This window comes from Streptomyces flaveolus, from assembly GCF_044765825.1.
Taxonomy (GTDB): Bacteria; Actinomycetota; Actinomycetes; order Streptomycetales; family Streptomycetaceae; genus Streptomyces; species Streptomyces flaveolus.
In genome coordinates, this window is sequence record NZ_JBIWKU010000017.1 from 40743 (window position 1) to 63219 (window position 22477).

General features: G+C 71.4%; 27 protein-coding genes. 20 read left to right on the forward strand and 7 right to left on the reverse strand.

Features of this window, described 5'->3' with window-relative positions; genetic code table 11:
- Positions 1-19: 19 nt before the first annotated feature.
- Both ACIRG6_RS35445 and ACIRG6_RS35450 read right to left on the reverse strand, forming a co-directional pair.
- Positions 20-1252, reverse strand: coding sequence for a hypothetical protein (locus tag ACIRG6_RS35445; RefSeq protein WP_403325950.1), 1233 nt, complete (start codon positions 1250-1252; stop codon positions 20-22).
- Between the two features lie 147 nt (positions 1253-1399).
- Entirely contained in the window at positions 1400-2011 is a 612-nt protein-coding gene (locus ACIRG6_RS35450; protein WP_364822397.1) for a DUF7848 domain-containing protein, read from the reverse strand.
- Between the two features lie 107 nt (positions 2012-2118).
- Here ACIRG6_RS35450 and ACIRG6_RS35455 point away from each other — a divergent pair, with 107 nt between their 5' ends.
- From ACIRG6_RS35455 to ACIRG6_RS35465, 3 genes are all read left to right on the forward strand, one after another.
- A complete protein-coding gene (locus ACIRG6_RS35455) occupies positions 2119-3078 on the forward strand; it encodes a helix-turn-helix domain-containing protein (protein ID WP_364681928.1) in 960 nt (319 codons plus the stop codon).
- Positions 3026-3163 (forward strand): DUF397 domain-containing protein, encoded by a 138-nt coding sequence (locus tag ACIRG6_RS35460; protein ID WP_318216318.1) that lies wholly within the window; start codon positions 3026-3028, stop codon positions 3161-3163. Before ACIRG6_RS35455 ends, ACIRG6_RS35460 begins: the two co-directional genes overlap by 53 nt.
- 218 nt (positions 3164-3381) lie before the next feature.
- Positions 3382-3543: a hypothetical protein gene (locus ACIRG6_RS35465; protein ID WP_364681926.1), complete on the forward strand. Its 162-nt coding sequence runs from the start codon at positions 3382-3384 to the stop codon at positions 3541-3543.
- A gap of 16 nt (positions 3544-3559) precedes the next feature.
- Here ACIRG6_RS35465 and ACIRG6_RS35470 read toward each other — a convergent pair whose 3' ends face one another.
- On the reverse strand, positions 3560-4159 hold the full coding sequence (locus tag ACIRG6_RS35470; RefSeq protein ID WP_403325955.1) for a TetR/AcrR family transcriptional regulator: 600 nt from the start codon (positions 4157-4159) through the stop codon (positions 3560-3562).
- Between the two features lie 136 nt (positions 4160-4295).
- Between ACIRG6_RS35470 and ACIRG6_RS35475 the strand changes: the two genes are divergently transcribed.
- Both ACIRG6_RS35475 and ACIRG6_RS35480 read left to right on the forward strand, forming a co-directional pair.
- Complete coding sequence (locus ACIRG6_RS35475; protein WP_403325958.1) at positions 4296-4817, forward strand: LppU/SCO3897 family protein; 522 nt, start codon at positions 4296-4298, stop codon at positions 4815-4817.
- A 144-nt stretch (positions 4818-4961) separates the two neighbouring features.
- Entirely contained in the window at positions 4962-5168 is a 207-nt protein-coding gene (locus tag ACIRG6_RS35480) for a hypothetical protein (RefSeq protein WP_364681922.1), read from the forward strand.
- Position 5169: 1 nt separating this feature from the next.
- Here ACIRG6_RS35480 and ACIRG6_RS35485 read toward each other — a convergent pair whose 3' ends face one another.
- Positions 5170-5511, reverse strand: a complete 342-nt coding sequence (locus tag ACIRG6_RS35485) for a PLD nuclease N-terminal domain-containing protein (protein ID WP_364681920.1) — start codon at positions 5509-5511, stop codon at positions 5170-5172.
- Between the two features lie 88 nt (positions 5512-5599).
- Between ACIRG6_RS35485 and ACIRG6_RS35490 the strand changes: the two genes are divergently transcribed.
- The 11 genes from ACIRG6_RS35490 (at position 5600) to ACIRG6_RS35540 (ending at position 14743) form a co-directional block, all read left to right on the forward strand.
- Complete coding sequence (locus tag ACIRG6_RS35490) at positions 5600-7057, forward strand: menaquinone biosynthesis decarboxylase (protein ID WP_239765356.1); 1458 nt, start codon at positions 5600-5602, stop codon at positions 7055-7057.
- Positions 7054-7959 carry a menaquinone biosynthesis prenyltransferase MqnP gene (gene mqnP, locus ACIRG6_RS35495; protein WP_318213906.1) on the forward strand — a complete coding sequence of 302 codons (906 nt, stop codon included), beginning with the start codon at positions 7054-7056 and terminating at the stop codon, positions 7957-7959. The genes ACIRG6_RS35490 and mqnP overlap by 4 nt, the downstream gene beginning before the upstream one ends.
- 31 nt (positions 7960-7990) lie before the next feature.
- Positions 7991-8674, forward strand: a complete 684-nt coding sequence (locus ACIRG6_RS35500; protein ID WP_350720951.1) for a UbiX family flavin prenyltransferase — start codon at positions 7991-7993, stop codon at positions 8672-8674.
- Positions 8675-8748: 74 nt separating this feature from the next.
- Positions 8749-9207 carry an Lrp/AsnC family transcriptional regulator gene (locus tag ACIRG6_RS35505; RefSeq protein ID WP_239765359.1) on the forward strand — a complete coding sequence of 153 codons (459 nt, stop codon included), beginning with the start codon at positions 8749-8751 and terminating at the stop codon, positions 9205-9207.
- Between the two features lie 88 nt (positions 9208-9295).
- Positions 9296-10459 carry an aminofutalosine synthase MqnE gene (gene mqnE / locus ACIRG6_RS35510; protein ID WP_239765360.1) on the forward strand — a complete coding sequence of 388 codons (1164 nt, stop codon included), beginning with the start codon at positions 9296-9298 and terminating at the stop codon, positions 10457-10459.
- Positions 10460-10641: 182 nt separating this feature from the next.
- Positions 10642-11292, forward strand: a complete 651-nt coding sequence (locus ACIRG6_RS35515; RefSeq protein ID WP_403325965.1) for a UdgX family uracil-DNA binding protein — start codon at positions 10642-10644, stop codon at positions 11290-11292.
- A 42-nt stretch (positions 11293-11334) separates the two neighbouring features.
- The gene (locus tag ACIRG6_RS35520) at positions 11335-11859 is read left to right on the forward strand and encodes a GNAT family N-acetyltransferase (RefSeq protein ID WP_403325968.1); all 525 of its coding nucleotides are present in this window, start codon (positions 11335-11337) and stop codon (positions 11857-11859) included.
- 101 nt (positions 11860-11960) lie between these two features.
- Positions 11961-12260, forward strand: a complete 300-nt coding sequence (locus tag ACIRG6_RS35525; protein ID WP_239765363.1) for a DUF4229 domain-containing protein — start codon at positions 11961-11963, stop codon at positions 12258-12260.
- A 139-nt stretch (positions 12261-12399) separates the two neighbouring features.
- The gene (locus ACIRG6_RS35530; RefSeq protein ID WP_350720957.1) at positions 12400-12501 is read left to right on the forward strand and encodes a putative leader peptide; all 102 of its coding nucleotides are present in this window, start codon (positions 12400-12402) and stop codon (positions 12499-12501) included.
- A gap of 73 nt (positions 12502-12574) precedes the next feature.
- A complete protein-coding gene (locus ACIRG6_RS35535) occupies positions 12575-13888 on the forward strand; it encodes a dicarboxylate/amino acid:cation symporter (protein WP_318213913.1) in 1314 nt (437 codons plus the stop codon).
- Positions 13889-13987: 99 nt separating this feature from the next.
- The gene (locus tag ACIRG6_RS35540; RefSeq protein WP_364822408.1) at positions 13988-14743 is read left to right on the forward strand and encodes a TetR/AcrR family transcriptional regulator; all 756 of its coding nucleotides are present in this window, start codon (positions 13988-13990) and stop codon (positions 14741-14743) included.
- Here the strand turns inward: ACIRG6_RS35540 and ACIRG6_RS35545 are convergent.
- Complete coding sequence (locus tag ACIRG6_RS35545) at positions 14650-15507, reverse strand: MaoC/PaaZ C-terminal domain-containing protein (RefSeq protein WP_403325973.1); 858 nt, start codon at positions 15505-15507, stop codon at positions 14650-14652. The genes ACIRG6_RS35540 and ACIRG6_RS35545 overlap by 94 nt on opposite strands.
- Positions 15508-15852: 345 nt before the next feature.
- On the opposite strand from ACIRG6_RS35545, the gene ACIRG6_RS35550 reads away from it, so the two are divergent.
- The gene (locus tag ACIRG6_RS35550; protein ID WP_364822414.1) at positions 15853-17778 is read left to right on the forward strand and encodes an AMP-dependent synthetase/ligase; all 1926 of its coding nucleotides are present in this window, start codon (positions 15853-15855) and stop codon (positions 17776-17778) included.
- 15 nt (positions 17779-17793) lie between these two features.
- On the opposite strand, the gene ACIRG6_RS35555 is transcribed toward ACIRG6_RS35550, so the two are convergent.
- Both ACIRG6_RS35555 and ACIRG6_RS35560 read right to left on the reverse strand, forming a co-directional pair.
- Positions 17794-18438, reverse strand: coding sequence for a class I SAM-dependent DNA methyltransferase (locus ACIRG6_RS35555; RefSeq protein WP_364681904.1), 645 nt, complete (start codon positions 18436-18438; stop codon positions 17794-17796).
- 131 nt (positions 18439-18569) lie between these two features.
- Positions 18570-18773: a cold-shock protein gene (locus tag ACIRG6_RS35560; RefSeq protein ID WP_003974443.1), complete on the reverse strand. Its 204-nt coding sequence runs from the start codon at positions 18771-18773 to the stop codon at positions 18570-18572.
- Positions 18774-19061: 288 nt separating this feature from the next.
- Between ACIRG6_RS35560 and ACIRG6_RS35565 the strand changes: the two genes are divergently transcribed.
- The 3 genes from ACIRG6_RS35565 to ACIRG6_RS35575 all read left to right on the forward strand — a co-directional run bounded on the left by ACIRG6_RS35565 (position 19062) and on the right by ACIRG6_RS35575 (position 22426).
- Positions 19062-19919 carry a menaquinone biosynthetic enzyme MqnA/MqnD family protein gene (locus tag ACIRG6_RS35565; protein WP_403325977.1) on the forward strand — a complete coding sequence of 286 codons (858 nt, stop codon included), beginning with the start codon at positions 19062-19064 and terminating at the stop codon, positions 19917-19919.
- A 63-nt stretch (positions 19920-19982) separates the two neighbouring features.
- Positions 19983-21638, forward strand: coding sequence for a serine/threonine-protein kinase (locus ACIRG6_RS35570; protein ID WP_403325980.1), 1656 nt, complete (start codon positions 19983-19985; stop codon positions 21636-21638).
- Between the two features lie 50 nt (positions 21639-21688).
- Complete coding sequence (locus tag ACIRG6_RS35575) at positions 21689-22426, forward strand: prepilin peptidase (RefSeq protein ID WP_364681975.1); 738 nt, start codon at positions 21689-21691, stop codon at positions 22424-22426.
- Positions 22427-22477: the final 51 nt, after the last annotated feature.

A 22477-nucleotide genomic window follows, 5' to 3' on the forward strand; every position in this document is an offset into this window, starting at 1 on the left:
TCGTCGTGCCGATGAGGGCTCAAACCCGTCGCCCCGGTACGTGCACTGGCGTCGCCCGTGTCGCGATCTCCGCGAGGAGGTCGTAGTACACCGCTGGGCGGGTCTCGAAGTCGGTCCGCGCCGCCAGTCCCGCCGCATCGCCGTCCGCCCCTCTCAACAGGTCGACCGACACCTGTGCGAACTGCTGGGGGAGGCCGTCGCGTTCGGCTTCGTCCAGCAGCGTGCGCAGCCCGGCCACGGCCGTCGCCGCACGGCGGCGCTCCTCGCCGCCCGCGTCCAGCATCCGCCTCCACCCCGAGGCGGGCGCGGCATCGATCAGCCGTTCCTCCAGTTCCCTGGCCAGAGCGCCGCCCACCTGAGCGATCTCCCGCGCCGCCGGTCCGGCCTCCACCAGAACCCGCAGAGCGTTCAGCAACGCCACCGTCCGATGACCGGGCCGGTCGGCGTCCAGGCGTACCGTCGTGTCCGCGGCGATGTCGTCTGCCGTCCGCCGCGCGGCCTCCCACACCGTCTCGGCCGTGCGCCGCCCCACACCGCAGTCCTGCGCCACACCCCACGCCCCGGTGTCGAGCACGTCCCGCACGCTGCGGACACCGTGTTTCTCCAGCTCCTTCGCTGGCAGGCGCCTTCCGGCGGTACGCCGAAGCCGCGCGACCGGAATCCGGCCCAACCGCTCGCGGACCAGGTCCTGGTGCAGCGGTTCCCACGCGCTCCGCACCGCTTCCACAGCCCGCGCGTGATCCCGCGTCACCCGAACGGCGGCTTCCCTCAGCAGTTCCGCGCGGCGGACGACTGCCGGGCGCACACCGCTCAGACGGTACAGCGAGCGGATGTTCCCGCCGACGACACCGGTGATCGTCATGAGCAGCCCACCCGCCAGCAACGAGTCGGGCAGGTCGCTCGATCCGCCGGAGCTCTCCTGCCACAGGGGGTACAGATCGCCCTTGTCCGGTCCCTCGGCGATGACGAAACCCGTGTCCCAGCCGAGGTCGGTGCCCGGTTCGTACTCCGGGGCCTTCAGCAGCGGGTCCCGCTCCGCGTCGCAGAGGTAGGGCCCCTCCCGCTCGCTGCCTCCGAACGGATCCGTCCAGCGAACCGTGCACGTCCCGTCGGGCGCCTCCTCCAGGACGGTCAGCTCGATCTGCTGCAGCTCGGGGTAGTCCGGTGCCGCCATGTACAGGCCCACGGCACAACCGATCAGTACCAGGCCGATCGCGACGACCCACCGGAAGAACGGCACATGCTTCTTCATCCCCGTAGCCCCCTGCCCACGTCGACGCGACCCCTGCCGCCCGCTCAGCCTGTCCGCCCGGCTGCGGTTCCTCAAGGCCGGACACCGGCAAGCGTGCGGCCCCGCGCCTTCCGAGTCCCGGCAGCCTTCTCCACTTCCGACCTGGGGCTACGGCAGTCTCTCCAGGACCGCGTAGTCCGCGAAGCTTCTTCGGTACCGCAGGTGCCGCGTCTCCTGGGTGTGCCGGCGCTGCCATTCCTCGACCTCCTCCGGGCCCGGGTGCGGTCCGGAGGAGGCTCCGCAGTCCGCCTCGTCGCCCGACACGCAGCGCGCCTCGTACTCCGGTCGCGCCGACGGGTCCTGCCGGATCGTGTACGGCACGTACCGGAACAGCCGTCGCCGTCCGTCGTGTTCGCCCCGCAGATGCCGGTCCAGCAGGACGTCGGCGTCCGTCTCCGCGCTGCCGTCGCCGACCGCCCGCGCCGCCTCGCGCCGGGCGGCCAGCTCCGCGCACCCGGCGCACCCGTCGACCGGGACGGGAGGTGGTCCCACCACGATCAGCGGCTGTACGCCCAGCAGGCCGGTCACGGAACGGTCGTTGGCCGCCCGTACGCCCGCGCTCAGCCGCTCCTCCGGCGTCGCCGCCCGCACCGATGCCGGGTCCGCCTGCCACTCCCGGCCGCCGCCGACCGGGCGCAGCATCGCGTACGGGCCCGCCTTCCCCTGGTACTCGCCGACCCTGTGGGTGCGCGGGTCGTAGACGAGCGTTCCCGGTTCCATCGTTCAGCCTCCGTCACTCTGGGTGTATCGAGGGTCGCGCAGGGGAATCGTCGGGGGCAACGCTCGGCGCGTGACACTCGTCGACTGTCACGAAGGGGGATTCGTTCGTGGGACGACGCAACGCCGGTGGCTCGGGCGCGAGTACGGCCGCCGTCTTCGGCGAGGTGCTGCGGCACTTCCGCGAGGCGGCGGTGCTGACGCAGGACGGGCTGGCGGCCCGCATCCCGTGCGACCGCTCGCACGTCGCGCGCGTGGAGGCGGGGACGCGGGTGCCGCAGGACACGTTCGCGAAGACGTGCGACGAGTTGCTGGGCACGGGTGGGGTGCTGGCGCGGCTGTGGGGGCGGATCGACTGGTATCCGCAGGTGGAGCATCCGGACTGGTTCGAGCGCAGGGCGCGTATGGACGCGGAGGCGGTGGCCCTTCGGGCGTACCAGACGCAGGTGGTTCCGGGCTTGTTGCAGACACCCGGCTACGCGACGGCCCTGTTCGCCCGGCGCCTGGTGGATCCCGCCGAGGTGGAGGACCGTGTGCGGGCACGGTTGAGCCGCCAGCGGCGCTTCTACGATGCGGGCGGACCGCTCTACGTCGTTGTCCTGGACGAGAGCTGCCTGCGCCATGTGGTGGGAGGCCCGGCGGTGATGCGCGAGCAGTGCGCGCACCTGCTGGCCGTTGGCCGGCTCCCCAACGTCCGTGTTCAGGTAGTCCCGTTGAGCCGTCCGGATGTAGACCGCCCGGACACCTCCCTGTCCCTCATCGAGCTGCCCGGCGGTGAGCGGTGGGTGTACTCGGAGTCGTTGGACCGTGGCCACTTCAGCGATGATCCGGCCCTCTTCACCCGCCACAACGCGACCTATGATGTGCTCCGGGCGGACGCGCTGTCAGCCCCTGAGTCCGCCGCTCTGATCAGCGACGTGATGGAAGGGTACGAGCCTCATGAACAGCCACGACCTGAGCGCGGTCACCTGGATCAAGAGCAGTTACAGCGGCGCCAACGGCGGGGACTGCATCGAGATCGCCCCCGGATTCCCCGGCGTCGTCCCCGTCCGCGACAGCAAGAACCCTGACGGCCCCGTCCTGGTCGTCGGCCGTGCCGCCTGGGCCGCGTTCACCGGGACCCGGGTCTCCGGGCTTCGGTCCCGCGGGCGGTAACTCCCAAAGGACTGTGGGGAGAAAGAACCCCACCAAGCCCCACCCCTCCCGCCCACGGCTCGGCTCACTCGCCTGGGTGAACATCATCGGTTGGGCTGGATCTGGGCACGGTCAACTCTCTTACGCTCAGCGCAAGAACCGCTGACATATGTCAGCCCTCGACGGGGACTAGCACTCCCCGCGAGGGCCTGGCCACCGAGGAAGAAGGCAGTCCGCACTTGAGCTGGAGCTGGGAGTACGCCTTCGGCGCCGAGGAAGCCGCGCGCAACGCCCCGCGGGTCTTCCTCGCCGAAGTGGACCCCGGCGGCATGCGCACGTATCAGGTCGTCGTGCGGAGCGAGTGCGTCCACGTCGTGCAGATCATCTGTCTGGACGCCTGAACGGCGCACCGCCCGTTCACTCCCCGTCCGCGCTCACCGAGCGCCAGATCCGTTCCGGCAGGACGCGGGCGGCCTCGTCCAGGTCGATGTCGCCGATGGCCAGCCAGCGGCGGGACGCGCCGATGACGGGGCCGAGGACGAGGGTCTCGATGAGCACAGGGGGCAGGGGGGCGAGCTCTCCCTTGTCGACGTACCGCTGGAGCCACTCGGCCAGCGGCGTCAGCCTGGCCTCCTGGGCGTCACGGAGCTGCTTGGCCTGGACCATGCCGAGGCGGTCGGCGTGGGACGAGTGCAGGAGCCGGCCCGCGTCCGGGTGCTCCCGGACGAAGGACAGATAAGCGCGCACGAGGGCACGGATGCCGGTCCGGGCGGTGCGTGAACGTTCCAGCGCGGTGACCATCTCGCCCAGCAGCCGTTCCAGCCACCGCATCAGCAGCGCGTCGACGAGGCCGTCGACGCTGCCGAAGTGGTGGTAGAGGCTGCCCAGGCTCACACCGCTGGCCTTGGTCACGGCGCTGACGGTCAGCCCCTGCTCGCCCGATGCGCCGTACACCCGCAGGGCGGCGTCCAGGAGCAGCTCGACGGTGGCCTCACCACGTTGTTGCTTGGGACTCATGAGGCGACCGTTTTCTCCTGGGGACCGTGACGACCAGCGTAAAGCAAGGGTCCGGTCGTCACGAAGCAGGTGAATTTCTAGAGGACGTTTCTAGAAACATACTCCGGTCGGCGGCCTGCCGACGCACACTGTGCGCATGTCTGCATCAGAGATGCGCGCCCGGGCGGGGGCGTCGGCGGCCGCCGTCGCGGCCGCGCTGCTCACCCTGTCGGTCACCGGCTGCGGCAGCGCCGACAACGACGCACCCGGCGTCGCCCCGCCTGTCAGCTCCGTGCCCTACGAGACCGCCATGGAGGACCCGTACACCGAGGATCCGTACACCGAGGACCCGGTCGACGACGATCCGTACACCGACGACGACCCGTACGCCACCGAGAGCGCCGCCCCCGACCCGTTCGACTCGGGCACCTGTCTCAACGGAACGCTGCCGGACTCCACGACCGCCCAGGAGGTCGACGACGTGGAGGAGGTGGACTGCTCCGCGTCCGACGCCCACTACCAGGTGATCCAGACCTTCCCCATGACGTCAGACCTGAGCCAGTGCAACAGCAACTCCCGTACGGAGTACGCGTTCTCCTACCGCTACACCCTCAACGGCGCGGCGATCAACGAGTACGTGTACTGCCTGGTCGGACTCGGTTCGTACGCACGCAGCTGAAACCAGTTTCTAGAAGCGTCTTTCAATCCGGGGCCGCGATGGTACAGACTGGCCCCTTGGCCGGACCCGTGTCCGTCCGTACGACCCGGGGGGGGGAACGTACGGCCACGGGTCCGGTCCGGCCGGTCGGTGAACGGGGAGAGCGTGAACGGGGAAGCCGGATTCGGCCTCGCGGGCAGCGGAGCCGGGCCGCTGGAGGACGGTTCGGGAGACGGCGGCACCGCGGCTTCCGGCACGTTCGCCCTCAGGAGCGTCTTCAACGACGGCTGCCTCGACCTGGCCTTCGGAGGCGGTGTGTCCTCACAGCCGTGCGCGTCCGGCGCCGCGTCCCAGCGCCGGGACAGGGGCTGACTCAGTCCCGCCGGGGATCCTCGTCCTTGTCGCCGTCCGTACCCGTGTCCGTGTCCTTGTCCTTGTCCCGGTCCTCGCCGAGGGACTTCAGGAAGTCGGGGTTGTCGTCCGGCGCGACCCACTGCCGCCGTCCCCCGCCCTGTCCGAACGCCGTGCCGGCCGGGTGCCGCTTCTTGCCCGCGATGAGCCAGGAGATCGAGCCGACGAGCGGGAACAGCAGGACGAGGATCGCCCACAGCGGCTTGGGCATGTGGCGGATGTCGGCGTCCTTCGTGCTGATGCAGTCGATGAACGCGTAGACGCTCAACGCCAGTGGCACGAGGAACATCAGCACCCGGAGCATGGGGCCTCTCCAGCTCAAGCGGTGGGCGGGGACGCATCACGGCCCCCAGGTACAGGGCCAGCGTAGCCGCTCGGGGATACTGGACCGCATGGCTTACGACGATCTTCGCTCCCTGCTCAGGGCGCTGGAGCGCGAGGGTGACCTCAAGCGCATCAAGGCCGAGGTGGATCCGTACCTGGAAGTCGGGGAGATCGTCGACCGGGTGAACAAGGCCGGCGGCCCCGCCCTGCTCTTCGAGAACGTGAAGGGCTCCGACATGCCCCTCGCGATGAACGTCTTCGGGACCGACCGGCGCCTGCTCAAGGCCCTCGGCCTGAAGTCCTACAGCGACATCTCCGACAAGATCGGCGGGCTGCTGCGCCCCGAGCTGCCGCAGGGCTTCGTCGGAATGCGCGAGGCGTTCGGCAAGCTCGGCGCGATGGCGCACGTGCCGCCGAAGAAGGTGAAGTCCGACAGCGCGCCCGTGCAGGAGGTCGTCCTGCACGGCGACGACGTGGACCTGGAGCGGCTGCCCGCGCTGTTCACGTGGCCCGACGACGGCGGCTCCTTCTTCAACCTGGGGCTCACCCACACCAAGGACCCGGAGACGGGCATCCGCAACCTGGGCCTGTACCGGCTCCAGCGCCACGACAAGCGCACCATCGGCATGCACTGGCAGATCCACAAGGACAGCCGCAACCACTACCAGGTGGCGGCCCGGCGCGGCGAGCGCCTGCCCGTCGCCATCGCCTTCGGCTGCCCGCCCGCAGTGACCTACGCCTCCACCGCGCCGCTGCCCGGTGACATCGACGAGTACCTCTTCGCCGGCTTCGTGCAGGGCAAGCGGATCGAGATGGTCGACTGCAAGACCGTGCCGCTCCAGGTCCCGGCCAACGCCGAGGTCGTGCTGGAGGGCTGGCTGGAGCCCGGCGAGATGCTGCCCGAGGGCCCCTTCGGCGACCACACCGGCTTCTACACGCCCCAGGAGCCCTTCCCGGCCCTGAAGATCGACTGCGTGACGATGCGGAAGCGTCCGCTGCTCCAGTCGATCGTGGTCGGCCGCCCGCCGACGGAGGACGGCCCGCTGGGGCGGGCGACGGAGCGTTTCTTCCTCCCGCTCCTCAAGATCATCGTCCCGGACATCGTGGACTACCACCTCCCGGAGGCGGGCGGCTTCCACAACTGTGCGATCGTGTCGATCGACAAGAAGTACCCCAAACACGCCCAGAAGGTGATGCACGCCATCTGGGGTGCGCACATGATGTCCCTGACCAAGCTGATCGTGGTCGTCGACTCCGACTGCGACGTCCACGACCTGCACGAGGTCGCCTGGCGCGCGCTCGGCAACACCGACTACGCCCGCGACCTCACCGTCGTCGAGGGCCCGGTCGACCACCTCGACCACGCCTCCTACCAGCAGTTCTGGGGCGGCAAGGCGGGCATCGACGCGACGAAGAAGCTGCCCGAGGAGGGGTACACGCGCGACGGGGGCTGGCCGGACATGGTGCTGTCCGACCCGGATACGGCGGCGAAGGTCGACCGCCGCTGGAAGGAGTACGGACTGTGACGTCGGCTTCCGCCGCGCTGCCGCAGCAGCCGGGGCGCACCAAGGCGTTCCTGCGCCTGGTGATGATCGAGCACTCGGTGTTCGCGCTGCCCTTCGCCTACATCGCCGCCCTGACCGCGATGTACGAGTGGGACGAGAACATCCACTGGGGCCGGCTGCTCCTGGTCACCGTCGCGATGGTCGGCCTGCGCACCTTCGCGATGGCCGTCAACCGGATCATCGACCGCGAGATCGACGCCCGCAACCCGCGCACCGCCCACCGGGAACTGGTCACCGGCGCGATGTCGGTCAAGCACGCCTGGACCGGCGCGCTCGTCGCCCTCGTCGTCTTCCTCGGCGCGGCGGCCCTGCTCAACCCGCTCTGCCTCGCCCTCGCGCCCATCGCGGTGATCCCGATGGTGGTGTATCCGTACGGCAAGCGGTTCACGAACTTCCCGCAGGCCATCCTCGGGTTCGCCCAGGCCATGGGCCCGGTCGGCGGCTGGCTGGCGATCAGCGGCGCGTGGTCCTGGGAGGCCGTGATCCTCGGCCTCGCGGTGGGCATCTGGATCGGCGGCTTCGACCTGATCTACGCCTGCCAGGACGTCGAGACCGACCGGCAGGTCGGCGTGAAGTCGGTCCCGGCCCGCTTCGGCATCCCCGCGGCGATCTGGGGTGCCCGTGCCTGCCACACCGTCACCACGGCCCTGTTCGCCTGGTACGCCGTCGCCACCGGCGCCGGTGTCTTCTTCTGGCTCGGTCTGCTGATCGTCGCGGGCGCCTTCGTCTACGAGCACACGATCGTCCGGCCGCACGACCTGTCCCGCCTGAACAGGGCGTTCTTCAGCGTCAACGGCTTCATCGGCATCGCCCTGTTCGTGTGCGCGCTGCTCGACCTGCTGGTTCGGGGCCTCACCGTCTGAATACTCGGAGCCTGCGGCTAGGCTCGACATCATGAAGCCAGGACAGACGCAGCGTGCGCCTTGGATCGTGGGGGTGTCGGGGGCATCCGGTACGCCGTACGCGGCGTCCGTGCTGCGGGCACTGCTCGCGGCCGGCGAGAGCGTCGACCTGGTGGTCAGCCGGGCCTCGCGGCTCACCCTGCTCGACGAGACCGGCATCTCCTTCCGCGACGCCCACTGGCAGCAGGACCTGCGCGAGTGGCTGGCCCGCGGAGCCGACGGCAAGCCGGACACCTTCGACGTCGACCTCGACGGCGACCGGGTACGGCACTGGAGCGCGGGCGACCTCGCGGCCGGGCCGTCCTCGGGGTCGTACCCCGCCAAGGGCATGCTGATCGTGCCCGCCTCCACGGCCTGCGTGGCCGGGGTCGCGCTGGGGCTGTCGAAGGACCTGCTGCAGCGGGCGGCGAGCGTGACCCTGAAGGAGGGGCGCAAGCTGGTGGTGGCCGTACGCGAGACCCCGCTGGACGGCCGGACCCTGCGGCACCTGGTCACCCTGGACGACGCGGGCGCGAGCGTGGTGCCCGCCTCCCCGGCCTTCTACGCGGGGGCGACGCACATCCAGGACCTGGTGGACTTCGTCGCCGGACGCGTCCTCGACGCGGCGGGCGTGGAACACGGCCTGTATCGCCGCTGGCGCGGCGAGCTCGGCGGAGGGTCACGCACCACCGGCTGAGCACGAGCACCACATGAGCACCATCTCCCCCCCACAGGTATCTTCAGACCTCTTCAGTGGAAGGCTTCGATCGCATGGACGCGGTGGACAGGCAGCTCATCCAGGCCCTGAGGGAGAACGGCCGGGCCTCCTACGCGGAGCTGGGACGCCTCGTCGGACTGTCGGGACCCAGCGTCACCGACCGCATCAACCGGCTGGAGGCGGCCGGTGTCATCACCGGCTACCGGGCCACCGTCGACTCCGCGTCGCTCGGCCTCGGCGTCACCGCCCTGGTCGGCGTCTCGCTCTCCGACGCCGCCGACCACGAGGACGTCGCGCAGCGGCTGCGGGATCTTCAGGAGATCGAGGACTGCTGGTTCATCGCCGGCGACGACTCCTACATGCTCAAGGTGCGCGCGGCCGACGTGGACGGCCTGGAGAGCATCATCCGCCGGCTGTCCGGCACGAAGGGCGTCTCGCGGACCCGTACCACCATCGTGCTCTCCACCAAGTGGGAGAACCGGGTGGGCGAGCTGCCCGAAGAGGTCCAGTAGCCGGGGCGCGGAGCGCCGTTCGGGGGTCCGCCCGCCCGAAGGGTGGGGGAGTACGGTTTACGGATTCTGTCGGAGAAAGAGGTATCGCATGGACGCCGGGCTCAAGCGCGAGCTGGAGGAGAAGGTACGGGCGGGCGTCCGCCTGACCCGCGAGGACGGCATCGCGCTGTACGAGTCGGACGACCTGGCCTGGCTCGGCGGCCTCGCGCACGAGGTGCGGACGCGGAAGAACGGTGACGTCGTCCACTTCAACGTCAACCGGCACCTCAACATGACCAACGTGTGCACGGCGTCCTGCGCCTACTGCTCCTTCCAGCGCAAGCCGGGGGAGAAGGACGCGTACACGATGCGCATCGAGGAGGCGGTGAAGCTCGCCAAGGCGATGGAGGGCGAGAACCTCACCGAGCTGCACATCGTCAACGGCCTGCACCCGAACCTGCCGTGGCGCTACTACCCGCGCTCGCTGCGGGAGCTGAAGGCCGCCCTGCCGAACGTGTCGCTGAAGGCGTTCACGGCCACCGAGATCCACCACTTCGAGACGATCTCCGGGATGTCCGCCTCCGACATTCTCGACGAGCTGATCGACGCCGGTCTGGAGTCCCTGACCGGCGGCGGCGCGGAGATCTTCGACTGGGAGGTGCGGCAGCACATCGTCGACCACCGCACCCACTGGGAGGACTGGTCGCGCATCCACCGTCTGGCGCACGAGAAGGGTCTGAAGACCCCGTGCACCATGCTCTACGGCCACATCGAGGAGCCCCGCCACCGCGTGGACCACGTGCTGCGGCTGCGCGAGCTCCAGGACGAGACGAACGGCTTCCAGGTCTTCATCCCGCTGCGCTACCAGCACGACTTCGTGGACCTGAAGGACGGGAAGATCCGCAACCGGCTCCAGGCGCGGACGCAGATGGCGACCGGCGCGGAGGCGCTGAAGACCTTCGCGGTGTCGCGGCTGCTGTTCGACAACGTTCCGCACGTCAAGGTCTTCTGGGTCATGCACGGCGTCCAGACGGCGCAGCTGGCGCTGCAGCACGGTGCGGACGACATGGACGGGTCGGTCGTCGAGTACAAGATCACGCACGACGCGGACGACTTCGGCACGCCGAACAAGCTGACGCGTGAGGACCTGCTCGACCTGATCCGCGACGCGGGCTTCCGCCCGGTGGAGCGGAACACGCGCTACGAGATCATCCGGGAGTTCGAGGGGCCCGACCCGGCGCGGCGTGACTCGCCGCAGCCGATGCGGGTCTGAACAAGGGGCGTCCGGTTCATCGCCGGCTGCGGGCCGGTGGGGGCTGGTCGCGCAGTTCCCCGCGCCCCTTCGGGGCACGACCGCTGAACGCCCCTGAAAGGGGCGCAGGGAACTGCGCGACCAGCCACAGCCCACCCGCGCCCGGCATGAGTCCGTGCCGCCGCGGCGGGTACCCGAGCCGCATGTCCGGCATCCGCGCACCCGAGGACGACTACACCGCCGAGCCCTTCGTCCCGAAGGGCGGCGGCGTGACCGCACTGCGCAAGGCCGCCGCCGGCTGCCGGGGCTGCCCCCTGCACCGGAACGCCACGCAGACCGTGTTCGGCGCCGGCACAGCGGACGCCCGCGTCATGCTCGTCGGCGAGCAGCCCGGTGACCAGGAGGACCGCCAGGGCAGGCCGTTCGTCGGCCCCGCCGGCAAGCTCCTCGACCGGGCGCTGGCCGAAGCCGGCCTGGACCCGGCGGACGCGTACGTCACCAACGCCGTCAAGCACTTCAAGTTCACCCAGGCCGAGCCGCGCAAGCGCCGTATCCACAAGGCGCCCACCCTGCGCGAGATGACGGCGTGCGGGCCGTGGCTGGCCGCCGAGCTGGCCCGGGTGGAGCCCGAACTGATCGTGGTGCTCGGCGCCACGGCCGGAAAGGCGCTGCTCGGCCCGTCCTTCCGGGTCACGCAGGTGCGCGGCACCGTCCTGGAGGAGGAGATCCACGGGCGGCCCGAGACGCTGGTGCCCACGGTGCACCCGTCGGCCGTGCTGCGGGCGGACGACCGGGAGAGCGCCTACCGGGGCCTGGTCTCCGACCTGGAGGTGGCGGCACGGGCCTTGTCGTGAACCCCTTCCCGAGGCCGGGAAGGTAATAGTTACTATGGGCGTGTGTCCCTTACTTTCACGCTCGACCCCGCCCTGACCCCCGAGCTGCGCGACGGCGTTCTCGGCCTGTGGACCGACGTGTCGAACGCCGGCGGCTCCGTCGGCTTCGTACCGCCGGTGACCCGGGAGGACATCCGCCCCGAACTGGTCAAGCACATGGTGGCCATGGCCGAGGGCCGCACCCGGCTGCTCGTCGGGCACGACGAGGACGGGCAGGTGGCCGCCACCGCGTTCCTCGCCCTCAACACGCACCGGCTGATGACCCACTGGCTGTGGCTCTACACGGTGATGGTCCACCCGCGCCACCAGGGCCGGGGGTACGGCCGGGACCTGATGGCCGCCGCCGCCGACGCGGCCCGCACCCGCGACGGCATCGAGGCGATCCGGCTCACCTGCCGGGGCGGCCTCGGTCTGGAGCGGTTCTACGCCTCCTGCGGCTACAAGGAGGTCGGCCGGGTGCCCGGCGCGATACGGGTGGCGCCGGGCGACGACCGGGACGACATCACGATGCTGCTGCCACTGACCTGAGCGCGGGACCCCGGCTGTGGCGGGCGGCCCCCGGCGTGCTTCACTGGACGGTGCCCTTTTGGGTACGTTCTGGCCTCCCCCAAACGGAAGAGTGGATTGAGATGCTCCGCTACACGCTGATGCGCCTCGGGATCTTCGTGGGCTGCCTCGTGGCCGTCTGGGGCCTCGTCTACGCCGGCGTGTTCCCGCGCGGCCTCGGCGACTCCAACGGCATGTGGATCGTCCTGCTGTCCCTGGTCCTCTCGGCCCCCATCAGCTTCGTGGTGCTGCGCAAGGAGCGGGACCGGGCCTCCGTGCAGGTCGTGCAGCGGGTGGACCGCATGAAGGCCAACCTGGAGGCCAGCCGCGGCCAGGAGGACCTCGCCGACGACACCGCCCGCGCGCAGGGCCAGACCTCCTAGTCACCGACACGCGCTCGCGCGCCCCGGTTTCCGAATCACAGGAAACCGGGGCGCTTTACGTTTTACGGCCAGTGGACCACTCCAGCCTCTCAAAGTGAGGCTTTGGGGGTCCCAAAGCATAGGTGTTAAAGTCATACGCATGAAGTCAGCAGCCGCGCCCGCCACACCGCCGAGCCTCGGGCTCGTGGCGCGCCTGCACGTGGACCTCTGTCGGTGCGCGTCCGCGAACTGTCGCCCCTGACGTCCCTTCTCATCCCGTCGTTCTCCACGTCAGCGCTGCGCGTCCGTCCCCGCGTCCCGTCCCCCTACGGAGCTTGTCCGTGTCCTCCCTCACCAAGTCCTTCAAGGTGCCCTTCTGGGCCCAGATAATCGCCGGTCTCGTCCTCGGCGTCCTGCTGGGCTGGCTGGCCCGCAGCCAGGACCTCTCCTGGCTGGTCACCACCCTGGACAAGATCGGCGGCACCTTCATCGGCCTGCTGAAGCTGGCCGTCGCCCCCCTCGTCTTCTTCGCGATCCTCGTCTCGATCACCAACCTGCGGAAGGTCAACAACGCGGCGCGCCTGGCGTCCCGCACCCTCCTCTGGTTCATGATCACGTCGCTGATCGCGGTGGCCATCGGCCTCGTCATCGGCCTGGTCACCAACCCCGGCGCCGGCACCGGCCTCACCCCGGCCGACGGCGCCAAGCCCGAGCACACCGGCTCCTGGATCGACTTCCTGACCGGCATCGTGCCGACCGACGTCATCACGCCGTTCACCGAGCTGAACGTGCTCCAGATCGTCTTCATGGCCGCCGTCGCCGGTATCGCCGCCCTCCAGCTCGGCGAGAAGGCCCAGCCGATCCTGAACCTGAGCGAGTCCGTCCTCGAACTCCTGCAGAAGGCCCTGTGGTGGGTCATCCGCCTGGCCCCGCTCGGCACCGTCGGCCTCATCGGCCGCGCCATCGCCACCTACGGCTGGGACCTGATCGGCAAGTACGCGACCTTCACCGCCGACATCTACGTCGGCTGCGCGATCGTCCTGTTCGTGGTCTACCCGACGCTGCTCGCCACCGTCGCCAAGGCCAGCCCGCTCCAGTTCTTCAAGGGCGCCTGGCCCGCCATCCAGCTGGCCTTCGTCTCCCGGTCGTCCGTGGGCACCATGCCGCTGACCCAGAAGGTCACCGAGCGCCTCGGCGTGCCGAAGGAGTACGCGTCCTTCGCCGTGCCGTTCGGCGCGACGACCAAGATGGACGGCTGCGCCGCGATCTACCCGGCGATCGCCGCGATCTTCGTCGCGCAGATCTTCGACATCCACCTCGGCATCGGCGACTACCTGCTGATCGCCTTCGTGTCGGTGGTCGGCTCCGCCGCCACGGCCGGCCTCACCGGCGCCACGGTCATGCTGACGCTGACCCTGTCCACGCTGGGCCTGCCGATGGAGGGCGTCGGCCTCCTCCTCGCGATCGACCCGATCCTGGACATGATGCGCACCGCGACCAACGTCGCCGGCCAAGCGCTCGTCCCGGTCATCGTCGCCGCCCGCGAGGGCCTGCTCGACCGCAAGGCGTACGACGAGGCGCACAGCTCGCCGCTGGACGAGCCGGAGCGGGAGAAGCAGGACGCGCAGCCCGTCCCGGTCGCGGCGTGAGTGCCTGACCGCTCGATCGCCTGACCGTGGCGGTGGCGTCCGGACGTGTTGACGTCCGGACGCCCTGACCACGGCCGCACGGACCGTACGCTGATTCGCATGGGTGTTGGGAAGACCAAGCGGATGCCGCGTGCGGTCCGTGAGCAGCAGATGCTGGACGCCGCGGTGCGCACCTTCGGGCAGCGCGGGTACATGGCGGCGTCGATGGACGAGATCGCCGAACTCGCGGGCGTCTCCAAGCCGCTGGTGTACCTCTACCTGAACTCGAAGGAAGACCTCTTCACCGCCTGCATCCGCCGTGAGGCGCGGGCGCTGACCGAGGCCGTACGCGCCGGCGTCCACCCGGGTCTGCCGGCCGACGGCCAACTCTGGTCCGGGCTGCGGGCCTTCTTCACCCACACCGCCCGCAACCCGGACGCCTGGACGGTGCTGCACCTTCAGGCCCGCACCCACGGCGAGCCGTTCGCCGCCGAGGTGGCGGTGATGCGCGAGGAGATCGTCGCGTTCGTGACGCAGCTGATCGCCGCCGCCGCTCGGGACGCCCACCGCGACCCGAACCTGCCCGAGCGCGAGGTCGCCGGGCTCGCCGAGGCCCTGGTCGGCGCCGCCGAGTCGCTCGCCGACTGGGCCAACGCGACCGAGGGCGTCAGCGCGAAGCAGGCGGCGGCGACCCTGATGAACTTCGCCTGGGCGGGCCTGGGCAACCTGATGACCGACCGGCCCTGGACCCCGCCCGGGGAGTCCGGGGCCGAAGCGGTGGCTCACGCCGCCGGACAGGGCCCGACCTCGCCGGACAGGTGCAGCCGCGGGCCTTCGTCGCCGCGCAGCTCGAACCGCCCGTCCCCGGCCCCGTAGGTCACCGTCCCGGGCAGCGGTACCGGCGCCCTGAAGGCGGCCCGCACCGCGACCGCCTCCGGTGTGCCGTGCTCGGCGAGGCACCGGGCCACGCTCCACATGCCGTGCGCGATGGCCCGCGGGAAGCCGAACAGGCGGGCGGTGAGCGGGTGCAGGTGGATCGGGTTGCGGTCGCCGGACGCGGCCCCGTAGCGCCGCCCGAGGTCACCGGCGAGCCGCCACTCGGCGCGCACGGGCAGCGGCGCCTCCTCCTGACGCGGGGCGCCGGGAGCGTCCGGCCCATCGGTGCGGTGCCGCGCCAGGTAGGTGCTGCGCGACTCCCACACCAGGTCGCCGTCGGCCCGCAGTTCCGTCACGACCGCGGCCTCGGTGCCGCGCCGGTGCGGCAGCAGGGCCTCGACGTGCACGGCGAGTTCGTAGGTCCCGGTCGCCGGCAGGGGTGCCCGCCGGGTGAGGCCGATCGACGTGTGGACGAGCCCGAGCAGCGGCAGCGGGAAGTCCCGGCCGCTCATCAGCCGCATGGCCAGCGGGAAGCCCAGCACGTGCGGATACGTCGGCGGAAGCGTGTCCGCCCCGGCCGGGAAGCCGCACACCCGCTCGTAGGCGGCCAGGGGCGCGGGGTCCACGCGCAGGTCGGGGACCACCAGGCGGGTGTGCGGGAAGTCCGCGTCCGGGCGGGGCCGTTTGAGGGGTGACAGCAGGGCCCCGCGCGCGAGGAGCGGCGGGAGGGCGGGAACTCCGGCCAGCGGACGGTCGTCGGCCATGGGTGACTCCCAGCTCCGTGAACAGACCCGAACAACACTTACCCTGAAGTAAGGTTACCGGAGGTAATCCTCGTCGTGCCGCCGTGGAGGGATGCAGTGTGACGGCCATTTCGGAACAAGCGTGACTTACCCGCAGGTAACCCCCGAGGCTGCACAGCCCCGGCGCCGGACCATCCCCGAACCCGCACCAACTCCCCACGCGAGCCCCGTACGATCCCGAACCTGACCGCCGGTAACCCCCGGCAGGACCTCGTCCACCGGCCCCGGCGATGAACGCCTCGGCGCGCGAGGCACGTACGTCATGCAGCTGAGCAGTGTCGCCGCTGCACGTCCCAGGAGCCGCCCGTGTCCACCCCGCTTCCCTCCTTCGCCCCCTCCGCCGCGTTCGCCGACTCGCCCGGTCCCACCCTGGTGGCACCCGAGACGCGACGCCTGGACGGGGCCGTGCGGGAGGCGTACGTACCGCCGTTCGCGCCGCCGGTGCGGCACGGCTCCCTCGCCGACCTGCCCTTCGACAACGCGGCCGCCGTCCCCGGCACGGTGGTCCTCAGCCGCAGGTCCGGGGACGGACACTGGAGCGACGTGACGGCGGCCGAGTTCGCCGGGCAGGTGCTGGCGGTGGCGAAGGGCCTGATCTCCGAGGGCCTGATGCCGGGCGACCGGATAGCGATCATGGCCCGGACGACGTACGAGTGGACGCTGCTGGACTTCGCCGCGTGGGCCGCGGGCCTCGTCACGGTCCCCGTCTACCCGACCTCCTCGGTCTACCAGGTCCGCTGGATCCTCCAGGACTCGGGCGCGGTCACCCTGATCACCGAGACGGCCGCGCAGGCGGCGGCCCTCGGGCCCGAGCTGGACCGCCTCCCGGACCTGCGGCACCTGTGGATCATGGAGAAGGGGCACGTGGAGCAGCTCGCCGAGCTGGGCGAGCGGGTGCCGGACGCGGAGGTGGACGTACGCCGGGGCATGCTGAGCCCGAGCACGCTCGCCACCCTCATCTACACCTCGGGCACCACCGGCCGCCCCAAGGGCTGCGTGCTGACCCACGGCAACTTCTTCGCCGAGGTGGACAACGCGATCGAGCTGCTCTACCCCGTCTTCAAGACGCAGACGGAGGAGCCGTCGATCCTGCTCTTCCTCCCCATGTCCCACGTCTTCGGCCGGATGGTCGCCGTGGCCTGTGTCCGCGCCCGGGTCCGCCTCGGGCACGCGCCGAGCCTGAAGGCGGAGGACCTGCTGCCGGACCTGGCCGCCTTCCGGCCGACCTGCCTGCTGACCATCCCGTACATGCTGGAGAAGGTCTTCAACGGGGCGCGCGCCAAGGCCGAGTCGGGCGGCCGGGCCACGGTCTTCGACCGCGCGGTCTCGGTGGCGGTGCGCTACGGCGAGGCCATGGAGGCCCGCCAGACCGGCTCGGGCGGCGGCCCGGGCCGCGCCCTGAAGACCGCCCGCTCCTTCTACGACCCCCTCGTCTACCGCAAGATCCGCAACGCCATGGGCGGCCGGGTCCGGCACGTCATCTGCGGCGGCTCCCCCCTCGGCCGCCGCCTGGCCGCCTTCTACGCCGGCGCCGGCATCGAGATCTACGAGGGCTACGGCCTCACCGAGACGACGGCCGCGGCGACCGTGACGCCGCCGCTGAAGCCCCGCCTTGGCACGGTGGGCTGGCCGCTGCCCGGCACCCGGATCCGGATCGCCGCCGACGGCGAGATCCTCGTCGCGGGCGACCAGGTCCTGCACGGCTACTGGGACCCCCAGGCGGGGGGCGTCGTCCCGGCCGCCCCCGACGGCTGGTTCGCCACCGGCGACCTCGGCAGCCTGGACGACGAGGGGTACCTGACGATCACCGGCCGCAAGAAGGAGCTGCTGATCACGGCGGGCGGCAAGAGCGTGGCCCCGGCCCCGCTGGAGAACTGGCTGCGCTCCCACCCCCTGATCTCCCAGTGCATCGTCCTCGGCGACCGCCGCCCCTACGTCACCGCCCTGTTCACCCTCGACCCCGACGGCATCACCCACTGGCGCCGCATGAACGGCAAGCACCCCGTGCCGCCGGAGCTGCTGACCGACGACGAGGAGGTCCGCGCGGTGCTCCAGCGCGCGGTCGACGAGGCCAACAAGCTCGTCTCCCGCCCGGAGTCCATCCGCCGCTTCGCCGTGCTGCCGAGGGACTTCACGGAGTGGGAGGGGCATCTGACCCCCTCGCTGAAGCTGCGGCGCGAGGCGATCATGCGGGACTTCGCGGAGGCCGTGGAGGGGCTGTACGAGGGGTAGCCGGGCGGGCCGGCGTCAGCGGCGGGCGATCAGACACGCCTGCGGGACCTTCGAGGAGGTGTCCGCCTCCTGCACGCGCACCGTCCGTGACAGCACGGTGAAGCCGGCCGCCTCGAGCAGTTCCGCCATCGGTTCCGGTCGCCGCCGCTCGAAGTCCAGGGCGACCGGGTGGCCGAAGGGACGGTCGGGGCGGAAGGGCTCGTCGCCGACCTGAAAGGCGAGGAGGAAGTGCCCGCCCGGGGCGAGCACGCGCCGCACCTCCCCGAAGAGGTCCGGCAGCCGGTCCCATGGCGTGTGGATCGACGAGTACCAGGAGACCGCACCCGCGAGGGCGCCGTCGGGCAGGTCCAGTTCCAGCATGGAGCCCTGCTCGAACCGCAGGCCCGGGTTCTCGCGGCGCGCGATCGCGAGCATGGACGCGGACAGGTCGAGGCCGAAGACCCGCAGGCCGAGCGAGGCGAGGTGGGCGGTGACCCGGCCGGGCCCGCAGCCGAGGTCGGCCACCTCCCCGTCCGGTCCCACCAGCTCGGCGAAGGCGCCCATCAGCGCCCGGTCCAGTGGTGTGCCGGCGGCGAGGGAGCGGTAGAAGTCGGCGTAGTCCTCGGCGATGGTGTCGTAGAAGGTCCGGGTGGTGTCCAGGAAGCCGGTGTCGTGGGTCATGGCGGGACCCTAGGGCCTGCCACCGACAGCCACCGGCGGTCGTCGGAATTCACCGGGAATTCATGGAGGCGCCGGAAAGGGCAGGAGCCCCGTCGCCGGAAGGCGCGGGGCTCCTTGGGTACTGCTGTCAATCAGACAGGAGTGACATTCTCCGCCTGCGGACCCTTCGGGCCCTGCGTGACGTCGAAGGACACCTGCTGGTTCTCCTCGAGGGAACGGAATCCCTGAGCGTTGATCGCGGAGTAGTGGACGAAGACGTCCGGGCCGCCGCCTTCCTGGGCGATGAAACCAAAGCCCTTTTCGGCGTTGAACCACTTCACGGTTCCGGTAGCCATAAGCCCTCCTTGGGCCCAAAGGGTTGCCCTGCTCCAGAACCAGCAAGTGTGAAGACCGATCCGCACAACTGCATATGTCTGAGAATGACGAGAGCCCGCGGTCACATGCTCCGCAGGCTCTGTACTGCAAGGGAAACCAAACTGCAACTTGCTGTGAGCGTAGCACGCAGGCCCCCGAGCGCAACAGAGGCCAAGATCACTTCACCCGGATGTTTGAACGAACGTGTCATTCGGCTGACAGCGGGGGGTGCCGCCGGGCGTCCGGCGGGGGAGGGCTAGCCTCGCGATGTGGACAATTCTCGCACCCGGCCGCGCGTCGGCCACATCCAGTTCCTGAACTGCATGCCTCTGTACTGGGGGCTCGCGAGAACGGGAACGCTCCTCGATTTCGAGCTGACGAAGGACACCCCGGAGAAGCTCAGCGAGCAGCTGGTGCAGGGCGATCTCGACATCGGTCCGGTCACCCTGGTCGAGTTCCTCAAGCACGCGGACCAACTGGTCGCGTTCCCCGACATCGCCGTCGGCTGCGACGGCCCGGTGATGTCCTGCGTGATCGTCTCGCAGGTCCCGCTGGACAAGCTGGACAAGCTGGACGGCGCCCGGGTCGCCCTCGGGTCGACCTCGCGCACCTCGGTGCGGCTCGCCCAGCTGCTGCTGGCCGAGCGCTTCGGCGTCCAGCCCGACTACTACACCTGCCCGCCGGACCTGAGCGTGATGATGCAGGAGGCCGACGCGGCCGTCCTCATCGGCGACGCCGCGCTGCGCGCCAACATGATCGACGGGCCGCGCTACGGCCTCGACGTGCACGACCTGGGCGCGCTGTGGAAGGAGTGGACGGGCCTGCCGTTCGTCTTCGCGGTCTGGGCCGCCCGGCGCGACTACGTGGAGCGCGAGCCGTTCATCGCCCGCAAGGTGCACGAGGCCTTCCTCGCCTCCCGCAACCTCTCCCTGGAGGAGGTCGACAAGGTCGCCGAGCAGGCGGCCCGCTGGGAGTCCTTCGACGAGGAGACCCTCGCGCGGTACTTCACGACGCTGGACTTCCGCTTCGGCGCCCCGCAGCTGGAAGCGGTCGCGGAGTTCGCCCGCCGGGTCGGCCCGACGACCGGTTTCCCGGCCGACGTGAAGGTGGAGCTGCTCGCGCCCTGAGCGTCGCGCCGTCGGCCCACTACCCTGCTGGAAGGTTCCGGCGTACGGGGGAGGGGTGGGCCGATGCGGCCGCTCGATGTCGACGAACCCACGGTCGTGGGGCCCTACCGGCTGCTCGGCCGGCTGGGCTCCGGCGGCATGGGCCGGGTCTACCTGGGCCGCAGCGCCGGCGGCCGGACGGTCGCCGTGAAGATCGTGCACCCGCACTTCGCGCTCGACGAGGAGTTCCGGGCCCGGTTCCGCCGGGAGGTGGACGCCGCCCGCCGGGTGGGCGGCGCCTGGACCGCGCCCGTGCTCGACGCCGACCCGGGGGCGCGCGTGCCCTGGGTCGCCACCGCGTACGCGGCCGGACCGTCCCTGACGGCGGCGGTCGCGGACGGCGGCCCGCTGCCGGCCCACTCCGTACGGGCGCTCGGCGCGGGTCTCGGCGAGGCGCTGGCCGCGGTGCACGAGCTGGGCCTGGTGCACCGGGACGTGAAGCCGTCCAACGTGCTGCTCACCCTCGACGGCCCCCTGCTGATCGACTTCGGCATCGCCCGCGCTACGGACGGCACCGCCTCCCTGACCTCGACGGGCGTCTCGATCGGCTCGCCCGGCTACATGTCGCCCGAGCAGATCCTCGGCAAGGGCGTCACCGGCGCCGCCGACGTCTTCTCCCTCGGCGCGGTCCTGGCCTTCGCGGCGACCGGCCGGCCGCCCTTCCCCGGGGACTCCTCGGCCGCGCTGCTCTACAAGGTCGTCCACGAGGAGCCGGAGCTCGGCGCCCTGGGCGGTGAGGTGCGGGAACTGGTCCGCCAGTGCCTGGCCAAGGAGCCCGGCGCCCGTCCCGCCCCCGGCGAGGTGGCCCGGCGGCTCGCCCCGGACGGCGCCGCCCGGCTGGTCGCGGGCGGCTGGCTGCCGGGGGCGCTGGTGGAGCAGGTCAGCCGGAGCGCCGTACACCTGCTCAACCTGGAGGCGTCGGGGGAGGGCGGGCCGGGGTCGGGGCCGGTGGACTTCAGCCGGTCGTCGGTGCCGGCGGGGGAGCAGGAGGCGGACGCTCACGCCGCCGGTGTCTTCGGTCCGCCGCCGGTGATGCCCCCGCCTCCCGCACCCCCCGCCGCCGTGCCCGGGCCGCGGGACGGTGACCGGAGCCCCGGGAAGCTGTCCGTGCACGTGGCGGCGACCTCGACGCGGGGCGGTGACGGACGCGGGCGCAGGCTCAGTTGCACGGTGGCCCTCGCCGTGGCGGGGGCGCTGGCCGCGGTGACGGTCGGCTCGGTGTTCCTGTTCGACCTGCTGCCGGGCGACCACCGCCGGGACACCGCCGGCGGCGACGCCGACCAGGGCACCCACTCGCCGTCCGTCTCGGCCCCCGGGGACGGGCAGGGCACCGTCCCGGCCGCCTACCTCGGCACCTGGGAGGGCCAGGGCGTCGCCCTCGGCGGCAACCTGCCGGCGGGCACCTTCCGCGTCACCATCGGGCGAGTGGGCGTCGGCCAGGAGTTGGGACGGCTGCGCCAGACCGACCAGCTGGGCGGTGTCTGCGTCGACGTCCTGACGCTCGAGCAGGTGACGGAGAAGCAGATCGTCGCCGCGTCGGTCGGTGCCGAGGGCAATCACAGCGGCTGCAACCAGTCGCCCACCACCGTCCGCTTCACCCCGGTCGGTGACGACCTCGAGTACGCCTCCGAGAGCGCCGAGTCGGGGAAGCCGGAGGCCCGGCTGTCGAAGGTCGGGTAGGCGCAAAGGGCCACCGGCCGTGCGGCCCGCCGCCATAGGGTGTCCGCGTGCTGAGCGTCGATGTGCTGGTCCTCCTCGTCGCCGTGCTCTGGGGCGCCGCGGCGGGGGCGCTGCTGCCGCGGGCGGCCTACCGTTTCTCCGCCCCCTCGGGTCAGGCGTGGCGCGAGGCGTGCCCGGCCGCGCACCCGGTCCGGGGATGGCTCGGGCCGGCGCGGTGCGGGCGGTGCGGGGCCCGCGCGGTGCCCTACGGTCCCGGCGCCGCCGTTCCCGCCGCCGTCACCGCCCTGGTCTGCGCCGCCCTCGCCGCCGCCACCGGGACCCGGCCCGAACTGGCCGTCTGGCTGCTGCTGGCGCCGGTCGGCGTGCTGCTGGCGGTCGTCGACGTGCGGGTACGGCGGCTGCCCGATCCCCTGACCCTTCCGCTCGCGGGCACCGCACTCGCCCTGCTCGGTGTCACCGCGCTCGTGCCCGAGCACGCCGGGGAGTGGACCACCGCCCTGCTGGGCACCCTCGCGCTCGGCACCGGCTACTTCGTGCTGTTCCTCGTCAACCCCGCCGGCATGGCCTTCGGCGACGTCAAGCTCGCGCTGGGCGCCGGTGCCGTCCTCGGCTGGTACGGCTGGCCGACGCTGATGCTGGGCACCTTCGCCGGGTTCCTGCTCGGGGCGCTGTACGGCGGTGCCCTCGTCGTCGCGGGGCGGGCCGGACGCGGGACGGCCATCGCCTTCGGGCCGTTCCTGCTCGCGGGTGCCTTCCTCGGCGTCCTCGCGGGCGCGTACGCGGCCTGAGCGCGGCCGGGAAAACGGCTGGCGTACGCTGGTCGAGTCTGTCCACAACCC